The following is an 18917-nucleotide window of genomic DNA, read 5'->3' as shown; positions in this document are numbered from 1 at the left end:
AAAATGGAAACCGAAAACTGTGACTGTGACTGACTACTGATTGTATTCCTTCACTGCATCAATAAACGCTTTCGCGTGATCCACAGGAATATTTGGTAAAATTCCGTGACCTAAATTCACGATGTATTTATCTTTTCCGAATTCGTCAATCATTTCGTGCACCATTTTCTTGATAACCGGAATTGGAGATAACAATCTAGATGGATCAAAATTTCCTTGTAACGTGATGTTTCCACCAGACAAGTATCTTGCATTTCTTGGAGAACAAGTCCAGTCAACACCTAATGCTGATGCTCTACTTTTCCCCATTTCGCCCAACGCAAACCAACATCCTTTTCCGAAAACAATTACCGGTGCATCATCAGCCAATGCTTCAATGATTTGGTTGATGTATTTCCAAGAGAATTCTTGATAATCCACTGGAGACAACATTCCGCCCCAAGAGTCAAAAATTTGAACGGCATTTACTCCCGCTTTTACTTTTTCTTTTAGGTATAAAATGGTGGTGTCTGTAATTTTTTGTAATAAAACGTGCGCTGCTTCTGGATGTTGGAAACAAAATCCCTTGGCCATATCAAAACTTTTAGAACCTTTCCCTTCCACTGCATAACACATAATTGTCCAAGGAGAACCTGCGAAACCAATTAACGGCACCTCATCATTCAACATTTCTTTGGTCAATTTGATAGCGTCAAAAACGTAACCTAATGTTTCATGAACATCTGGAACGATGACTTTCTCCACATCTTGAATTGTACGAATTGGATTTGGTAAATACGGACCAAAATTAGGTTTCATCTCTACTTCGATTCCCATTGCTTGAGGAATTACCAAAATATCCGAAAACAAAATCGCAGCATCGGGAGCAATTCTTCGTATTGGTTGTACGGTGATTTCAGCAGCTAATTCTGGCGTTTGACAACGGGTGAAAAAATCATATTTATCACGCAAAGCGATGAATTCCGGTAAATATCTTCCGGCTTGACGCATCATCCAAACTGGTGGACGTTGTACAGTTTCTCCTTTTAGTGCTCTTAAAAATAGGTCGTTCTTAATCATATATTTTAATTTTAGCAGATTGCTAGATGCTTTCCGTTTTATAATATTCAATAACTTCCTCAATCACCTCTTCGATAGTTGGTGTTTCGGCAATTACTATGTTTTTAATTTTCTTTGTTTCTAATGCTGATGCTGTAGTAGTGCCTATGCAAAAACAAACTTCATTCTTTATTTTATTATTTGTCAAATAACTTTCAACGCCAGATGGGCTAAAAAATAGAATCCCGTCAAAATTCTCTTGGTCTGATATTTTAAAAGGCGCAAGTGTTGTTTGATACACCTCGATTTCATTAAAAGTTATTCCTGCGCTTTTTAATGCTTCTGGCAACGTTTCTTTACGCAAGTTTCCGCTCAAAAAAGTATAGCTTTCCTTATTGTAAATTAAAGTGATTATTTCAGCTAATTCAGATGCGTAATCTAAATAAACATCGACTGTAAAGCCATGCGCCTCCAATAATTCCTTGGTTTTAATACCGACACAAAAAACAGGTTTCGTCTTTAAAACTTCCCAACCGTTTTGTTCTATCAAACTTAAAACAGCATTTTGGCTACTAAAAATCAAGTTATTGTTGATTGTTTTCAGTTCAAAAAGGTTGTTTTTGATTTCGATGAAATCTTGTTCTAAAAGATCAAAATTAGCATCAAGAAATACTTGTCTTTGTTCTGCTGACAATGTTTTGGTGGATAAAATGCTTGTTTGACTCATTATTTCTTCAAATTAATTTTAATTGCTGTCATCAATTCTGCTCCGCCATTTTCTAAAATTTCTTTGGCACAATAAAAGCCTAATTTCTTCCATTCTTGCATCGGAACGGTTTTTTCGATTTCGATTTTTTGTTTCCCATCGATAGAAAACAAAACGCCTTTAAACAAAATATCATCTTCTACAAAAACTGCTAAAGCGCCGATTGGTGCCGTACAACCGCCTTCGAGTGTTTTTAAAAACTGTCTTTCGATATGTGTACATACTTCGGTATCAATATCATTGAGTTCGTTTAGCGCTTGCCTACAAAATTCATCATTTGCCATAGCTACAACAACCATAGCACCTTGAGCCGGCGCTGGAATCATCCAATCCAAATCGATATAATTAGAAGGTTTCAAGTTGATTCTTTCTAATCCTGCTGCTGCAAAAACGGCTCCGTTCCAATCGCTTTCCTGCAATTTCTGCATTCTCGTATTGACGTTTCCACGCAAATCCACTACTTTGTGATTGGGATATTTGTTCAGCCATTGCGCTTGACGACGCAAACTTCCTGTGGCAATGGTACCTTCACCATTAAGAAAATCAAGGTTTCCTTTGTGTACCAAAATATCTAAGGTATTCGCTCTTTCCAGAACTGCTGCCTGAACAATTCCTATTGGCAAAGCCGTAGGAACATCTTTCATGGAATGCACCGCAATATCTACGTCGCCATTTATCATGGCGATATCGAGTGTTTTAGTAAAAATTCCTGTGATTCCTAATTCGTAGAGTGGTTTGTCAAGGATGATATCTCCTTGTGATTTTACCGCTAAAATTTCGGTTTTATAGCCTAAATCATTTAGTTTTTTTTCGACATTATGGGCTTGCCAAAGCGCGAGTTCACTATCGCGGGTTCCTATTCGTATTGTTTTGCTCATTATCTTGTAGTCGCTCCTATTTTGAAAACTTTCTCAATCCATTCAATACTTTCATCTACCATAGTATCATCATCTTTCAAATGATTAGCGAAATGAGTAGTTATTTTTTGGATAATTCTGTTGCTGATAATCTCCGCTTGCTCTTCATTGAAATTTGAAATCTTTCTACTTTGGAAATCTAATTCAGATGTTTTTATCGCATTCAATTTTGCTTTCAACGCATTAATTGTCGGTGCAAATTTTCTGCCTTTGGTCCACGTAATAAATTCCTCTTTGATTTCTTCGATGATCGCTTCAGCAGCAGGAATGTGTTTTTTTCTATTTTCTAAAGTTTCGTCTGTTAGTTGTGACAAATAATCCATGTGAATCAAGGTAACACCATCAATTTCTTCCACATTTTCATGGACGTTTTTCGGAATTGATAAATCCAAAATCAACATTGGTTTTTTCAAATTCAGAATTGCTTTGTCAATAGTTGGATTTTGCGCTCCGGTTGCTACCACAACTACATCTGCTTTTTGTAGTTCCAAATGCAGTTCAGAATAATCTTTTACGATTAAATTCAATTTTCCAGCTAATTTTTCTGCTTTCTCTTTGGTTCTGTTGATTAATGTAATGTGTTCGTTTTTAGTATGTTTTACTAAATTTTCACACGTATTTCTACCAATTTTTCCGGTACCAAACAAGAGAATGTTTTTATTTCCAATGTCTTGAACATTGTTTATAATATAACGAACTGCGGCAAAAGAAACCGAAGTAGCGCCAGAACTAATTTCTGTATCTGTTTTTATTTTTTTACTGGCTTGGATTACTGCATTCACCAATCTTTCCATAAAAGCATTGGCTAAACCCAACGATTTTGACTGTGAAAAGGAATTTCTTATTTGTGAGATAATTTCAAAATCACCCAGAATCTGACTGTCTAAACCAGTTCCTACACGAAACATGTGGCTGATGGCTTCTTGATTTTTATAAACAAAACCTACCTTTTGAAACGCTTCAACAGAACCTTGACTATTCTCGCAAATTAATTTGATTAATTGAAACGGATGTTCCGCGTAACCGTAAATTTCAGTACGGTTGCAGGTAGAAGTAACTATTAAACTTTCTATTCCTTCATTCTTAGCTTGTTCCAGTAAACGCGTTTTTGCAGCAGCGTCTAAACTAAACTTACCTCTAATCTCAGCATCTGCTTTTTTATAGCTCAATCCAACTGCGTAAAAATAGTGATGCTTTGATGTGTTATTGTTTTCCATATTTGCACTTTTCAAGAAAGTGGAACAAAATTATCATTATAGTTTTTATAAAAGTAACGCTAGAAGTTCTTTTTGTATCGCTTCGTGATTTTTTAATTCTAATGGCTTATTTTACGGTAAAAAAAATCTATTTTTGTAATGAAATCAAGTCGTTTGAATTAAACTATTTAGAGTTGTTCTAAATAAAAAGGTTTGATAATTATGATTTTCATATTAAAAAAACATCGCTATGGGTTCTCAGGAAATTATAAAAATTGAAGATGACTTTACGCTCATTCGCTTTCAGAATGACAGTACCGATGCCTTTCAAGCCCAGCGTGAAGTGAGCAGTGGATTGATTCAGTTTCATTTTGGATTAAAAGGAAATGCGAAGTTTATCTTCAATCAAGGGAATTATGCTTTGGAATTGAAAGAGGAAAAATCATTGCTTTTATACAACCCACAAAAGGAATTGCCATTAAATCTGGAATTAGCCCCAAATTCCTGGGTGATATCTGTGATTATATCTATTAAGAAGTTTCATGCTTTATTTTCGACAGAAGCGGATTATATTACTTTTTTGAGCGCCGACAATAAGGATAAAAAATATTATAACGAAGGAAATATAAGTCCATCGATGGCAATTGTTTTATCGCAACTGTTTCATTACAGCTTGCATCCGTCGATAAAAAACCTCTATTACAAAGGAAAAGGATATGAATTATTGAGCTTGTATTTCAATAGAACCGAAGATCCAAACGCAGAACAATGTCCGTTTTTGATAGACGAAGACAATGTAATAAAAATCAAAAAAGCCAAAGAAATCATCATTGCAAATATGGCCGAACCGCCAGGATTACAGGAATTAGCAGATGAAATAGGCTTGAATTTAAAGAAACTAAAAATGGGTTTCAAACAAATTTATGGCGATACGGTTTATGGGTTTCTATTTGACTACAAAATGGATTTCGCCCGAAAATTGCTCGACAGCGGTTCGTATAACGTAAATGAAGTAGGATTGAAAATTGGGTACAGCACAGGAAGTCATTTCATAGCGGCATTCAAAAAGAAATTTGCCACTACGCCCAAAAAATATTTGATGTCAATCAACCCAAATATGCCGTAAACAATTGATTTCTTATATTAAACAATAAATAAAAAATAGTTAATCACAATTTATAAAAAAGTAAGTTTAATTACTTTTGTACCAACAAAAAAAGATAACATGAAAGGTGTATTATTAGTTAATTTAGGTTCTCCGGAAAGTCCAACTGCTAAAGATGTGAAACCATATTTAGATGAATTTTTAATGGACAAATACGTAATTGATGTTCCGTTTTTGTTGCGAGCATTATTAGTTCGTGGAATAATTTTACAAACAAGACCTAAAAAATCAGCTGCCGCTTACGCAAAAATATGGTGGGATGAAGGTTCTCCATTGGTTGTTATTTCCAAAAGAATGCACGAAAAAGTACAAAAGTTAGTTGACGTTCCCGTTTCCTTAGCAATGCGTTACGGAAATCCGTCTTTATTGTCTGGTTTACAAGAACTGCATGACAAAGGCGTGAACGAAGTGCTTCTTTTCCCTTTGTATCCGCAACATGCAATGGCGTCTACGACCACAATATTAGAATTAGCTGAAGAACACCGTAAAAAATATTTCCCAGAAATGAAATTTACGATTGTTCCTGCTTTTTATAACAAACCTGATTATTTACAAAACCTGGCTGATTCAATCAAAGGTCATTTACAAGGTTATGATTACGATCATTTATTATTCTCCTACCACGGAATTCCGGAGCGTCACATTCGCAAAACGGATGTTACTAAATCACATTGTAAAATTGATGGTTCTTGTTGCAACACGCCTTCGCCTGCACATGAATTTTGTTACCGTCACCAATGTTACGAAACGACCAAACAAGTGGTAAAATTACTGGGGATCCCAGAAGGAAAATACAGCCAGACTTTTCAATCGCGCTTGGCAGGAGATAAATGGCTAACACCATACACGGATGTAGAAGTGAACAAAATGCCTGAAAAAGGAATTAAAAATCTTGCTGTTGTAACGCCTGCTTTTGTATCGGATTGTTTGGAAACTTTGGAAGAAATTGCAATGGAAGCCAATCATGAATTTAAAGTTCACGGAGGAGAAAACTTCAAAGCAATTCCATGTTTGAATGACGGTGATGACTGGTGTAAAACCGTGAGCAACTGGATTTCAAATTGGTCGAACACATCTTCAACCGTTAAAGTTGACTCTGAAAAAATTAATGCTTAAATGGCTGTTACCGCCGATGAGTTAGGAACTCAGGACATCAAAAAACTCTTGATAAAACAAGCAGTCCCGTCTTCTATTGGGATTTTATTCATGTCGGTTAATATTTTAATTGATACTATATTTGTGGGTCAATGGATTGGTTCTTTGGCCATTGCGGCGGTAACTGTGGTTTTGCCCATCACCTTTTTGATTTCTTCTTTGGGAATGGCAATTGGTGTGGGCGGAGGCTCAGTCCTTTCCCGAGCATTGGGAGCCAATCACAAGGAAAAAGCATTGCATACCTTTGGCAATCAAATCATGATGACTTTTTTATTGGCATCAGTTTTTGTGCTATTTGGTCTATTTTTTAGTGATGAAATGCTAATGCTTTTTGGTGCTAAAGGAGCTATTGTGGAACCTGCTAAAGAATTTTTTATTCCCATAATTATTAGTGTTCCGTTTTTGGCACTTTGCATGATGGGCAATAATGTGATTCGTGCCGAAGGTAAAGCCAAGTTTGCGATGGTCGCCATGATTATCCCCGCTTTTGTCAATATTGCATTAGATATTCTTTTTATCAAATACTTAGATTTAGGAATGTTTGGTGCTGCTTTGGCTACAGCCATATCTTATTTTACCTGTTTCTTGTTTGTGCTTTGGTTTTTTGTTTTCAAGAGCGAACTCCAATTAAAAATGAAGCATTTTAAATTTAAAATGCCCATTGTCAAAGAAATTTCTGAGCTGAGTTTTGTCACTTTTTCTAGACAAGGCGTGGTGAGCATTTTATCCATCATACTGAACCATACTTTATACACGTATGGCGGCGAACATTCCGTTGCGATTTATGGAATCATAAGCCGAATGTTAATGTTTGCTTTGTTTCCAATTCTGGGAATTACGCAGGGATTTCTACCAATTGCCGGGTTCAATTATGGTGCGGGAAATTATTCAAGAGTGAAAGAAAGTGTACAACTTTCAATAAAATATGCTGCCATTTTAGCCTCGCTGATTTTTGTGGTTATTCTAATTTTTGCCAAACCTATTGTTGCCGTTTTTACGACTGATCCACTCGTAATTGACCAAACTCCGGAAGCGTTACGCTGGGTTTTTGCGGCTTCACCAATCATAGCTGTTCAACTCATTGGCGCAGCTTATTTTCAAGCAGCAGGAAAAGCAAAAAAAGCTTTGCTTTTGACGCTAAGCAAACAAGGATTTTTCCTAATTCCGTTAGTGCTGATTCTACCAAATTTTTTAGGTATTTTTGGCGTGTGGATTGCATTCCCAATCGCGGATGTTTTATCAACGCTATTAACTGGCTATTTTCTAAAAAAAGAAATGAACACAAAACTCATTCAAACTAACGATGGAATACTATAATTACCTTAAATCCTTACACCTCATCTTTGTAATCACATGGTTTGCAGGATTATTTTACATTGTGCGCTTATTCGTTTACCAAATAGAAGCAGCAGACAAGCCTTCGCCAGAGAAAGAAATTCTTCAAAAACAATACAAAATAATGACTTACCGTCTTTGGTACATTATCACTTGGCCGTCAGCAGTTTTAGCGAGTATTTTCGCTTTTTGGATGTTATTTTTCACGGATTTAGGGCAAGCGTGGCTAAAAATGCCGTGGATGCACGTAAAACTTGGCTTCGTATTTGCATTGTATTTATACCATGCCAAATGCCAACAAATATTCAAGCAATTACAAAATGACGAGGTAAAATACACTACAAATTTCATGAGATTGTGGAACGAAGGCGCAACAATTATCCTTTTTGCAGTGGTTTTTTTAGTAATTTTAAAAAATGCAGTCAATTGGATTTATGGTGTAATTGGAATCTTTCTCTTTTCCATTTTGATAATGCTTGGGTTTAAATTTTACAAAAGAATTAGAGAAAAAAAATAGTTTTATTTGCAGCTTCCAACCGGGACTGAGACTGAGACTGTAAACTAAAAAACATGTTCAAAAGCTTCAAAATAGCAATGCTTTCGTTACGAATCAGGATTTTCCTTTCGATGATCGTATTGATATTAATGGCTTCTGTGATATTGGCTTCGATTTCTATTATCCAATTTAAAAACGAAGCCAAAGAATACCACCAAGAACGTCTGATCCGCAATGAAAATGCAGTAAAACAACACATTAACTTCATTCTCTCAACAACGACTTATCCGCTGACCTCCGGTAATTTGGACTTGATTTTTAAGGATAAAATTCATGAGTTAGCCCACATTCACAACATCGAAATCAATATTTACAGTTTGGATGGAAAGTTGTTGAAATCTTCTAAAGAATCTTTTTCTGTTGATAAAGTAGCGCCTCCAATTCCTAAATACATTTTAAAGCTGGTACGTTCTTCGATAGAAAAAAGGTACGTGGACATTAAAACGATTGATGGCAAAAAAAATCGTTCTGCTTTCAGCCAGATTAAAGATGATAAATTCAAACCATTGGGAATCTTAAATCTGCCTTATGTAGAAGACGATGGCTATTATGAAAACGAACTCAAAAGTTTCTTGATTCGTCTTGGACAAGTCTATACGTTCATGCTTCTCATGGCTTTTGCCCTTGCTTATTTCCTTTCGTCCTACATTACAAAATCATTAAAGACCATTTCTGATAAGCTGAGTGAAACAAGTTTGAACCAAAAAAACGAGAAAATTGTTTTAGAAGCCAACAGTAAGGAAATAAATCTTTTGATAAAAGCGTACAACGGGATGGTGGATGAACTGGAAAAAAGTGCCATCAAATTAGCACAGAGCGAACGTGAGGAAGCTTGGCGCGAAATGGCGAAACAAGTGGCGCATGAGATCAAGAATCCGCTTACGCCAATGCGTTTAACGGTTCAGAGTTTTCAGCGAAAATTTGACCCGACTGATTCCAATGTAAAACAGAAAATGAACGATTACTCGGAAACGTTGATTCAACAAATTGATACCATGAGTGCGGTGGCTTCGGCTTTTTCAAATTTCGCATCGATGCCGGCACAGCAAAATGAAACCTTGAATGTGGTGGCTGTTGTAGAGCTGGCCATGGATATATTTAACGAGGATTACATTGTTTTCCAAAGTGATTCTCCCGAAATTATTTCGAAAATTGACAGAACGCAACTCATACGGATTATCACTAATCTGGCTAAAAATGCCATTCAGTCCATTCCAGAACAACAAGAGCATAAATCCGTTGTGGTTCGTATCAAAAAAGAAACAAACAATGTATTAATAACAGTTTCTGACAACGGAATTGGGATTCAGCCTAAAGATATTGACCGCATATTCGAACCTAAATTTACCACCAAAAGCAGCGGAATGGGACTTGGACTTGGAATAATAAAAAACATAATCGAAAATTATAAAGGAACGATTACCTTTGATACTGAATTTGGAAAAGGAACTACTTTCACGGTTTCACTTCCAATAATTAACTCTTAAAATTACAATTATGAACTACGAAAATCTTTTAATTACAACCGAAAATAACATTGCTACGATTACCATCAATCGTCCTACAAAACTAAATGCGTTGAATGTTGCGACGATTTCTGATTTGAACAAAGCGTTTAAAAACTTAGGGAAAAATGCTGAAATTCGTGTTATTATTTTAACGGGAAGCGGTGAAAAAGCGTTTGTAGCCGGAGCTGACATCTCTGAATTTGCTCATTTTTCGATTGAAGAAGGAACGCAATTAGCAGCAGAAGGACAAGAAAAATTATTTGATTTTATAGAAAATTTAAAAACTCCAGTAATTGCAGCCGTAAATGGTTTTGCTCTAGGTGGCGGATTAGAATTAGCGATGGCGTGTCATTTTAGAGTCGCTTCAGAGAATGCAAAAATGGGATTGCCTGAAGTTTCACTGGGCGTAATTCCGGGTTACGGAGGAACACAGCGTTTGCCACAATTAATAGGAAAAGGGCGTGCGATGGAAATGATTATGACCGCAGGAATGGTAACAGCACAAGACGCTTACAGAACTGGATTGGTAAATCACGTAGTTCCAGAAGCCGAACTTTTAGATTATTGTGTGAGCGTGGCGAATAAAATAATGAAGAACTCTCCGTATGCTATTGGCAAAGCCATAAAAGCAGTTAATGCTAATTTCAAAGAAGGAAAAAATGGCTATGAAGCTGAAATAAAAGCATTTGGAAAATGTTTTGGAACAGAAGATTTTAAAGAAGGAACAACAGCTTTCTTAGAAAAAAGAAAAGCAGTTTTTACTGGAAAATAATAACAAAAGAGAGCCGTATTGGTTCTCTTTTTAGTTTATAAGTCATTATCCTTTAAAATAATCTTTCTTCAAAAATGGATTGTTTGATTTACAACACTTAATTTTGCAGACCCGTTTCGGAATATAACACATCATCTAAAATTAAACTTATGTCCTTCCAACCTGTATTTGAACTTTTCTGGGAAAAGGTAAAAGAAAGCATCGAAAACCACACTTACGCTAAATTAACACTTGCCAAAACCATTGGTGATACCGAACTGAAAAACATCTATGTGCGTCCCGTTTTATTAGAAAATGACGTATTTAGTCTTTCGGTAACGGCGCGCTACAAAACCGAAGAAATAGAAAGTTTCCATACACTTGACGAAGCTTTTATTGTGTTGGCTCCGTATATGAATAACCCGTTTCTGACTGCTTTGCTGTTTACAACAGACAATGACATCTCCTTTAAACTCAATAAAAAAAGAGTGGGAAGTATTATTGAGCAAGCGCCGACTTTTAAAAACGCTTCGGATGTGATTATGGAAATGAAAGCGAAAGGAATTTAAAAAACAAGACATTTTGTTGAACCCTTAACACTCTGTTTTTATAAATATCTGTTTTCAGAAAGTCAATAAAATAAGGATGAACTCTTTTTCAATTGTTTAATCTTTAAAAACAGCTATATTTATCTCGGATTTTAAATGAAACTAAGAAATAAAATTAGCGTAACCGATCCAAAGTAACTTTAAAATTTGCAATAACATTAAAAGTAAAAGACGAAAAAAGTAATAAAAAACGAAATTCCAATTGGTAGTGACGATGAGCCATTTTTAAATATAAATATAGGCAAACATCATTTATCTAAAATAATACTCCTAGAACTAAATCTTTATTACGTCAGTAAATAATGGTACGACATAGCAAAGAACCCTATTAAACATTTTGTCGACATAAATTTTTTGAAAACTTCACAGTTATAATTCTTATAGTATAGTAAGACATTGCGCAATCACAAAAAAACTAATTTAATCGGGAAAACAATTAGATCAAATTTAAATCGTTTCCAAGAAAAACATTTTATTTAACCTACATTATAAATTTATGGAAGAACCTAATTTTACTTACCTTAACAGCTTAACCGCAGGAGACAAAGCCTTTGAAGAAAAAATATTAAAAATTATAATAACCGAGTTCCCTGAAGAAAAAAATCTTTATTTAAATAATATCATTTTAAATAAATTAGATCAAGCTGCTAACAATGTTCATAAGATTAAACACAAAATTAGCCTTTTAGGACTTGAACAAAGTTATGGATTAGCATCTCAGCACGAATTAAATTTAATTAACGATAATAGTATTCTTCACGAAGATTTTACTGAAATATTGAATACCATAAATCGTTTTTTAAAAGAATTGTAAAAATAGGATGATGTAAAATTTAATAGACATAAATTGAGTCTGTATTGCCTCATGAATTATGTTAATGCCAATAAAGTTGAGTATCATACGAACCTCAACAATTTAATATGTTAAAATTAAATTTAGGTTATTTATTACAAAATAAAAATCTTATTTATTTTATTTTTAAAATACTACTCAACCTATCCATTTAGCTTAGAAAACAAATTAGATAAAAATATTTTTTTTAAGTGCTTCCGCATAATTCCCGTTTAACTTCTAAAATATCAAAATTTAAGAAGATAAGACTTCTATTAATTAATAATTCACAAAAAATAAGACTAGAAAGTCTAAATAGTTACGCCGATAAATTAATTAAAAAACTATTTAAATAGTCTTCCGATTTCATCTAAATCAAAATCTCAAAAATTTAATTAGGACTATAAATGTATTTAAACGATTTTTTTTACTCTTAAACGATTTTTTTATTCTTTTTATATTGTTTTTTATATTAGATTTGAAAGTAAATAACGAATAATAATTTATTCTATTACTTTTATAAAACCAAACTTTTAGTTTTAACGATTTAAATTATATCTTAATTTAAATTTTTGAATTTGATGAGCACTGATAACCTATGCTGTACCCATTTTTCAGACAGAAATCTCAACGATTTAAGATAGGTTTTTAGTTTTATATTCTATTATCTTGGTTAAAATCGGAGATAACTTTTGGCTGTTTTAAGAAGCCAAAAAAAGTTATTCTGATTTTATGCCACTTCTTTTTTGTAATAATTATTATAAGGCGTTCCATAATCTAGTGACTGATGTGCAAATTCCAGTGATATTGACCACCCAATTCCAATTTAAAGTGAGCACCTGATTCCAATTCAAAATGACCACCTAATTCCGGAGCAAAATGACCACCCCATTTTTCATTAAAAACTACTCTTTTTCATCTGTTAATTAGTATTCAAATATACTTAAATATTAGCCTTTGTTTATCCCTCTTTTTTTTCTCATGGATTCTCCATGTAATTCGAGTCGATGAGATTGATGAATCAGTCTATCCAAAATGGCATCAGCTATGGTTTTTTCTCCAATGATGTCATACCAGCCTTGCACTGGGATTTGTGAGGTTACAATAATAGAACCGTTATTATGCCTGTCTTCAATGATCTCTAAAAGGGTAATTCGGTTACTGCTATCCAAAGCTTGGAGTCCAAAATCGTCTAATATAATAACATCTTGCCGTTCTATTTTGGCCAATTCTCTCAGGTAAGAACCATCTGCTTTGGCCATTTTTAATTTAGCAAACAGCTTCGAAGTATTAAAATAACTTACTTTAAAACCTTGGATACAGGCTTGATAACCCAATGCTGTGCCTAAATAACTTTTGCCTACACCAGTGCTTCCCGTTATTAAAATGTTTTCATTTTTTTCGACAAATTCACATTCTGCCAGACGCAGTATGGTATTTCGATCCAGATTACGGGTTTGGTCAAAATTGATACTTTCAATATTTGATTTGTAATGGAATCGGGCGTTGGTGATACTGCGGGCAATACGCCGATTGTGCCTTTCATCCCATTCGGCATCAATAAGCATCGATACAAACTGATCGAGCGTGTAATGGTCTGTTTTTCCGCTTTCAATGGCTGTTTTAAAAGCATTGTGCATGCCGTAAAGCTTCATTTGTTTCATTTTTGTTACTGTGGATTCATTCATGATTACTGTGTTTTAATTTAATTATAATACTGTTTTCCTCTTATGTTAGCGTGAATTGGAAGTTCCTGCTCAGGTTCTTGTTCAAATTCGATATGATCTAAGTTGTTTTCTAAAATATTTTGAATGGTCTTAAAATTGTAAATTTTAAAATCAAGTGCCCGCTTACAGGCATTTATTAATCGCTCTTTCCCTACCTTTTTCTCGAAGTTTAATATTCCCAAACAACTTTTATAAGCCTGTTCAGGATGGTTTCTACTTTCAATTATTTGCATAATATATTCTGCTACTGACTCGTCAATACTACTGGCCCAATCAATGAAGCGGGCAGCACTCCACTGAGCTACAAATTGATGCGTGCTAGCCATATGTTCCGGGATTGTGGTATAGATATAAGGTTTGTAATTCCTTGGATGGATGGCTATTCGATTGTATTTGTGATAGATCTCTACCGTTGATTTGGTATACAATAGTTTCGCTTTTTTCTTGACATATTGATACGGAACGCTATAGTAATTTTTGTCCTGACTTAATTGAACATGCCCATTTTGCATTACTGTTGCAAAGGATTGGTATTTGATTTCAAAACGTTCTTGTGGTAATGGACTTAGTTTTTGTTGCTCATCTTCTAAAAATAATTCTATCCGAGAGTACGGACGTCCTGTGAGTTTTCGACTGTTATGAGCATCCAATAAATCCCATATTTGCTGGTTTAATTCTTCCAGAGAAAAGAATTTAGTTTCTTTTAGATTTACATAAATCCTTCGATACAAGATCTTAACAGCTCCTTCAACCAATGATTTGTCTCGGGGTTTATAAGCCCTAGCAGGCAAGATTGTAGTTTGGTAATGTTCGGCTAAATCAGCTAAGGTTTCATTAATTGTGGGTTCAAAACGACTGCTTTTTATTACTGCAGATTTTAAATTATCGGGAACAATTGCCGCAGGAGTACCTTCAAAAAAACGCATAGCATTTTCTACCGAAGTAACAAAATCTTCTTTTTGTTGGCTCATGGAAGCTTCGGCATAGGTGTATTGACTGGCTCCTAATATGGCTACAAAAAATTGTACTTCTTTAATTTCTCCCGTGTCTTTATCAATGATGGAGAGTGTTTTTCCAGCATAATCCACATACATTTTATCACCCGCTTTGTGATTCATGTGCATCACTGGATTGACTCGTTTGCTCCATGTTTTATAATGATGTCCAAATTGCGAGCTTCGGTAACCATTAGGATTTAGGGCAATATATTGCTCCCACATGTGCTGTATGGTAACGCCAACTTTTTTTAGTTCGCGTTCCATTTTAGGAAAAAAATCATAAAGAATCTGCAGTTTGGGACTGATTGATTCCACGGTAGTGTGTGAAAACAAAAGTTCTAACTCAGCATCTGTTTTTTCGTTAATTACTTCAAAACTTAATCCTAGCACTTCAAATAAAGAAATATACTTCTTTACTGTATTTCTAGAAAGAGATAAGTACTTACTTATGAATAACTTACTTTTCCCGTTACAGTAGAATTTAATTGCTTTTCTAATTTTACTCATGTCTGTTATTTTGTTTGCCATAATCCGTATTTTTTTAACGAATGTATGGTGCTAACAACATGAAAAAGTTAGTAGTTTTTAATGTCCAATTTTAGCCCAAAATCAGGTGGTCAATTTGGACTGGAAAATGGTGGTCAGTTTGCTCCGAAACTGGTGGTCAATTTGAACTGGAATAGGGTGGTCAATTTGACTGGTTTTTCCAATACCCCTCGCCCAGAAAATATTTTAATGCACCCAAATGGCTTATATGCTTTTGTAGCAAATTCCAATGCTAATAAAATTGAAGTAATTGATATGAAAACTTTTACCGTTGTCAGCACAATTGGAACCGGAAAAGTTCCTGATGCAATGGTATTTATAAAATAAAACATATCTGAACTTAACACTAATCGCTTTTTTTAAAACCATCCCTCTTTAACAAGCAACCATTCGACGATATCTGTTAACTAATTTAAAAATAAACGATTTACAGCGGAAGTATTTAATAAATTAGGCGACTACTATTTTACTATACCACAACCAAAAAAAATAAGTATAAAAATCTCTTTTTATAAAATCACTATGTAATATTGCGTTTTTTTTAAAATTATAAAAAAGTAAAAAGACCTATTTTACAGATAAAATTAGGCCTTACACTATTTGCTAAATTACATAATAATCAACGTATTATAAGTATTCCCGAAATCGAAAATTAAAAAAAGATACTACATTCCTATCACCTGCTTATTTCTCCCCTTCCCATTCCGCATAAAATTGCACCAAAAATCCTTCCATGTAACGGTGTCTTTCTTGTGCAATTTGTTTTCCGGTTTGGGTATTCATCTTATCTTTTAAGAGTAATAACTTTTCGTAAAAATGATTAAGCGTTGGAGAATCATTCTTTTTGTATTCTTCCTTTGTCATACTGGAATTTGGAGCGATATTAGGGTCGTATAGAACTCTATTTTTAAATCCGCCATAATTGAATGTTCTGGCAATTCCAATGGCACCAATCGCATCTAAACGGTCTGCGTCCTGAACCACATCTAATTCTATGGAGGAGAATTTCTTTTCGAAATTACCGCCTTTGTAGGAGATGTTTTCAATGATATTCACCACATGAGTGATAATCTCCTCATCAACATTTTCTGATTCTAAAAATTCTCGGGCAATTCTTGGGCCAACGGTTTCATCGCCGTCGTGAAACTTACTGTCGGCAATATCATGAAGCAAAGCACCTAATTGAACTATTCCACTGTTACAAACTTCATTTTTTGAAATTAGAAGAGCATTTTTAAAAACTCTTTCGATATGGAACCAGTCGTGTCCGCCTTCGGCATTTTCTAATTTTTCTTTTACAAAAAGAATCGTTTTGTCTATTAAATCAGGGTTTATCATTGTTTATTATATTTTAAAAAAAATGTTGAATTTCAAAGTTTTCCAACTTCAAAATCCAACATTTCAATTCTTTATTTAGAACTCAAAAATCTATCGTACTAAAGCTGGCTCAACCCATTTGAAGATATGTGATTCTTGTGGAATGACTAATCTTTCAGATATTTTCGCCATTCTACCCGGTAATTTCATCAAATAATCACGGGCTTTTTCTGCTTCATCTGTCAAACCGGAAATCTTATCAATTTCCCATTTGTCAATTAATTTTTGCATAATATCTACATAATCCGCCGCAGTATAAACCCCAATTCGTTGTGCTGAATCAGAAAACTGTTCGAAAGCTGTGCTAATTTTTTCACCGGATTCTCTCAAGAAATGTGCTGGCATAACAATTTTTGCTTTCATCATGTATTGGAAAGCAAGCATCATTTCACTTGGATCAATCTGGAAAATTCGGTTTACAAATTCGCTATATGCATGATGATGACGCATCTCGTCACCAGCAATCATTTTGCACATTTTAGACAATTTGTTATCACCATATTTCTTAGCCATTTGCGCTACTCTGTTATGAGAAACGTATGTCGCTAGTTCTTGAAAACTCGTGTATACAAAGTTTTTGTATGGATCTCTTCCGGTTCCAATATCAAAACCGTCGTTGATTAAGTGTTGCGTTGTCATTTCAACTTCGCGCATGTTTACACGACCTGATAAATACAAATACTTGTTCAGTAAATCACCGTGACGATTTTCCTCACCAGTCCATTGTCTGATCCATTTAGACCATCCATTTCTTTCTACGTTATCAATTCCTTCTACGTCCATTAACCAGGATTCGTAGGTTGGTAAAGCTTCCTCAGTGATGGTATCACCTACTAAAGTTACCCAGAAATCATACGGTAATTCTTTTGCAATTTCACGTAGTTCTTTGACCTCATCAAAAAAAGTATCGCTTTGGGAATTAGGCAAAAAATCAGTTGGTTGCCATATTTTCTCCACTGGAATTAGATACTGATCGACAAAACTGTCTACGTTTTTTTCCAAAAACTGCATTACTTCTAATCGAATGTTTTTTATTGACATTATATATAAATTAAATTTTTATTCCTTGAACTACTGCTGTTTCTGTTTTCTCCATTAAATCAGCAAAATCATAATCCTTAACCGCTAAAGGTTTATGTACTACAAAGGTAAGGCGATTTCCTAAACCTAATGGGAAAAAACCGTATTTAACTATTTTCCAAGAGTTGTTTATACTTACTGGAACCACATATGCCGAAGGTGCATTCTTGCATAAAATTTTAAGACCAGTTTGCGAGAACTCTTTTGGTTTTCCCGTCTTGCTTCGTGTTCCTTCCGGAAAAATAACTGCCGAACGATTGTGTTTTTCAATATATTCTCCTAAACCTTTGATGGCCGGAATGGCTTGTTTGGGATCTTTTCGATCAATAAGAACAGAACCTCCGTGACGTAAATTAAAAGACACACTTGGAATTCCTTTACCTAATTCTATTTTACTTACAAATTTACAATGAAAACGGCGGAAAAACCAAATCATCGCAATAATATCATACATACTTTGATGATTGGACACAAAAATTAAAGGAACATTTTTTGGAATGCTTTCTCTGTTTTCAAATTTGTATGTTGTCCCCAAAAGATTTGTGCATCTCAACAAGAAAAAATTCAAATAATCGACACTTATTTTATGGGCTTGATAGCCAAAAACATGGAAGCAAACCCATTGTATCGGGTGAAAAATAACCAAAGTAAGACCGAAACATAAATAATAAATTACGGAAATGGGATACGAAATCAGTTTTTGCATGCTTTAAAAATTTGCCGTAAAAGTAAGAAATATATTTTTAGCGGTATTTAAATCCGAAACAATATACAGGCTCAACGTTTAATCGTAACTTTGCCAGTCAAAATCTAAGAATTTTTTCTATTAAAATGAACTTCACTTACCCAAAAAACGAAAAGCTTAAAAGTAAAATCACCATTGGATTATTGTTTACCGAAGGGAAATCAGTATCTAAATATCCGTTGCGATTGGTGTATAAAGCCGGTTCTTTTGGGAATCCCGAAGTGTCGGGAGAAAAAATAAAAATGGGCGTTTCTGTTTCCAAAAAGAACTTTAAGAAAGCCGTAGACCGCAATTATTTCAAACGTGTGTTGCGCGAAACCTATCGTCTGAACAAACACTTATTAATTGACAATCTGGACCAACCGTATTCCTTTATGTTTTTTTACCAAACGAAAGACCGCTTGACATACGAGGAAATTAATACCAAAACCATTCAATTGTTTGAGAAGTTTATTGCTCAAAACATTAAAAAACCAGCATCAGAAAGCGATTCTATTTCTGAAATTTAAACATTTGACCGATTTTAAATTGAACAAAGTTGTCTTTAGATTCCGTTGTTCACAATTATTTGGTGATTTATTGTTATTTTAGTGACTTCAAAATTAGTTAATTAAACC

The 18917-nt window shown here is 34.4% G+C and carries 19 protein-coding genes; 10 read left to right on the top strand and 9 right to left on the bottom strand.

All coding sequences use genetic code 11. From position 1 onward, the window contains the following. Positions 1-33: 33 nt before the first annotated feature. The 4 genes from hemE to hemA are packed head-to-tail and all read right to left on the bottom strand — an operon-like array spanning position 34 to position 3938. On the bottom strand, positions 34-1059 hold the full coding sequence (gene hemE, locus G7A72_RS09505; RefSeq protein ID WP_113635844.1) for a uroporphyrinogen decarboxylase: 1026 nt from the start codon (positions 1057-1059) through the stop codon (positions 34-36). Positions 1060-1081: 22 nt separating this feature from the next. Continuing rightward, positions 1082-1765 (bottom strand): uroporphyrinogen-III synthase, encoded by a 684-nt coding sequence (locus G7A72_RS09500; RefSeq protein ID WP_165152291.1) that lies wholly within the window; start codon positions 1763-1765, stop codon positions 1082-1084. After that, positions 1765-2685 carry a hydroxymethylbilane synthase gene (gene hemC / locus G7A72_RS09495; protein ID WP_165153721.1) on the bottom strand — a complete coding sequence of 307 codons (921 nt, stop codon included), beginning with the start codon at positions 2683-2685 and terminating at the stop codon, positions 1765-1767. The genes G7A72_RS09500 and hemC overlap by 1 nt, the downstream gene beginning before the upstream one ends. Then, positions 2682-3938 (bottom strand): glutamyl-tRNA reductase, encoded by a 1257-nt coding sequence (gene hemA / locus G7A72_RS09490; protein WP_165152290.1) that lies wholly within the window; start codon positions 3936-3938, stop codon positions 2682-2684. The genes hemC and hemA overlap by 4 nt, the downstream gene beginning before the upstream one ends. A gap of 229 nt (positions 3939-4167) precedes the next feature. Between hemA and G7A72_RS09485 the strand changes: the two genes are divergently transcribed. The 8 genes from G7A72_RS09485 (at position 4168) to G7A72_RS09450 (ending at position 11809) form a co-directional block, all read left to right on the top strand. Continuing rightward, positions 4168-5043, top strand: a complete 876-nt coding sequence (locus G7A72_RS09485) for an AraC family transcriptional regulator (protein ID WP_165152289.1) — start codon at positions 4168-4170, stop codon at positions 5041-5043. A 99-nt stretch (positions 5044-5142) separates the two neighbouring features. After that, positions 5143-6198, top strand: a complete 1056-nt coding sequence (hemH, locus tag G7A72_RS09480) for a ferrochelatase (protein WP_165152288.1) — start codon at positions 5143-5145, stop codon at positions 6196-6198. Then, positions 6199-7554 (top strand): MATE family efflux transporter, encoded by a 1356-nt coding sequence (locus tag G7A72_RS09475; RefSeq protein ID WP_165152287.1) that lies wholly within the window; start codon positions 6199-6201, stop codon positions 7552-7554. It begins immediately after the preceding gene. Continuing rightward, positions 7541-8089: a CopD family protein gene (locus tag G7A72_RS09470; protein WP_165152286.1), complete on the top strand. Its 549-nt coding sequence runs from the start codon at positions 7541-7543 to the stop codon at positions 8087-8089. The genes G7A72_RS09475 and G7A72_RS09470 overlap by 14 nt, the downstream gene beginning before the upstream one ends. 53 nt (positions 8090-8142) lie before the next feature. After that, on the top strand, positions 8143-9615 hold the full coding sequence (locus tag G7A72_RS09465; protein ID WP_371807545.1) for a PAS domain-containing sensor histidine kinase: 1473 nt from the start codon (positions 8143-8145) through the stop codon (positions 9613-9615). A gap of 10 nt (positions 9616-9625) precedes the next feature. Continuing rightward, entirely contained in the window at positions 9626-10408 is a 783-nt protein-coding gene (locus G7A72_RS09460) for an enoyl-CoA hydratase/isomerase family protein (protein WP_165152285.1), read from the top strand. 149 nt (positions 10409-10557) lie between these two features. Beyond that, a complete protein-coding gene (locus G7A72_RS09455) occupies positions 10558-10956 on the top strand; it encodes a hypothetical protein (RefSeq protein WP_165152284.1) in 399 nt (132 codons plus the stop codon). A gap of 535 nt (positions 10957-11491) precedes the next feature. Then, positions 11492-11809 (top strand): Hpt domain-containing protein, encoded by a 318-nt coding sequence (locus tag G7A72_RS09450; RefSeq protein ID WP_113664654.1) that lies wholly within the window; start codon positions 11492-11494, stop codon positions 11807-11809. Between the two features lie 968 nt (positions 11810-12777). Here G7A72_RS09450 and istB read toward each other — a convergent pair. Together istB and istA are read right to left on the bottom strand one after the other, a co-directional pair. Next, positions 12778-13515 (bottom strand): IS21-like element helper ATPase IstB, encoded by a 738-nt coding sequence (gene istB, locus G7A72_RS09445; RefSeq protein WP_113667236.1) that lies wholly within the window; start codon positions 13513-13515, stop codon positions 12778-12780. A 17-nt stretch (positions 13516-13532) separates the two neighbouring features. Beyond that, positions 13533-15080, bottom strand: coding sequence for an IS21 family transposase (istA, locus tag G7A72_RS09440; RefSeq protein WP_165151421.1), 1548 nt, complete (start codon positions 15078-15080; stop codon positions 13533-13535). A 60-nt stretch (positions 15081-15140) separates the two neighbouring features. Between istA and G7A72_RS09435 the strand changes: the two genes are divergently transcribed. Then, complete coding sequence (locus G7A72_RS09435) at positions 15141-15425, top strand: YncE family protein (RefSeq protein WP_165152283.1); 285 nt, start codon at positions 15141-15143, stop codon at positions 15423-15425. Between the two features lie 357 nt (positions 15426-15782). Here the strand turns inward: G7A72_RS09435 and G7A72_RS09430 are convergent, their stop codons facing one another. The 3 genes from G7A72_RS09430 to G7A72_RS09420 all read right to left on the bottom strand — a co-directional run bounded on the left by G7A72_RS09430 (position 15783) and on the right by G7A72_RS09420 (position 18261). Beyond that, positions 15783-16436, bottom strand: a complete 654-nt coding sequence (locus G7A72_RS09430; RefSeq protein WP_113664669.1) for an HD domain-containing protein — start codon at positions 16434-16436, stop codon at positions 15783-15785. A 90-nt stretch (positions 16437-16526) separates the two neighbouring features. Beyond that, positions 16527-17516 (bottom strand): acyl-ACP desaturase, encoded by a 990-nt coding sequence (locus G7A72_RS09425; protein WP_113664670.1) that lies wholly within the window; start codon positions 17514-17516, stop codon positions 16527-16529. Positions 17517-17526: 10 nt separating this feature from the next. Then, a complete protein-coding gene (locus G7A72_RS09420; RefSeq protein WP_113664671.1) occupies positions 17527-18261 on the bottom strand; it encodes a 1-acyl-sn-glycerol-3-phosphate acyltransferase in 735 nt (244 codons plus the stop codon). A 125-nt stretch (positions 18262-18386) separates the two neighbouring features. On the opposite strand from G7A72_RS09420, the gene rnpA reads away from it, so the two are divergent. Beyond that, on the top strand, positions 18387-18809 hold the full coding sequence (rnpA, locus tag G7A72_RS09415) for a ribonuclease P protein component (RefSeq protein ID WP_165152282.1): 423 nt from the start codon (positions 18387-18389) through the stop codon (positions 18807-18809). Positions 18810-18917 lie beyond the last annotated feature (108 nt).

Origin of the sequence: Flavobacterium sp. Sr18 (assembly GCF_011064265.1) — a bacterium.
GTDB lineage: Bacteria > Bacteroidota > Bacteroidia > Flavobacteriales > Flavobacteriaceae > Flavobacterium > Flavobacterium petrolei.
Note: the sequence above shows the minus strand (reverse complement) of the source record. Positions and strands in the feature narration are given on the sequence as shown.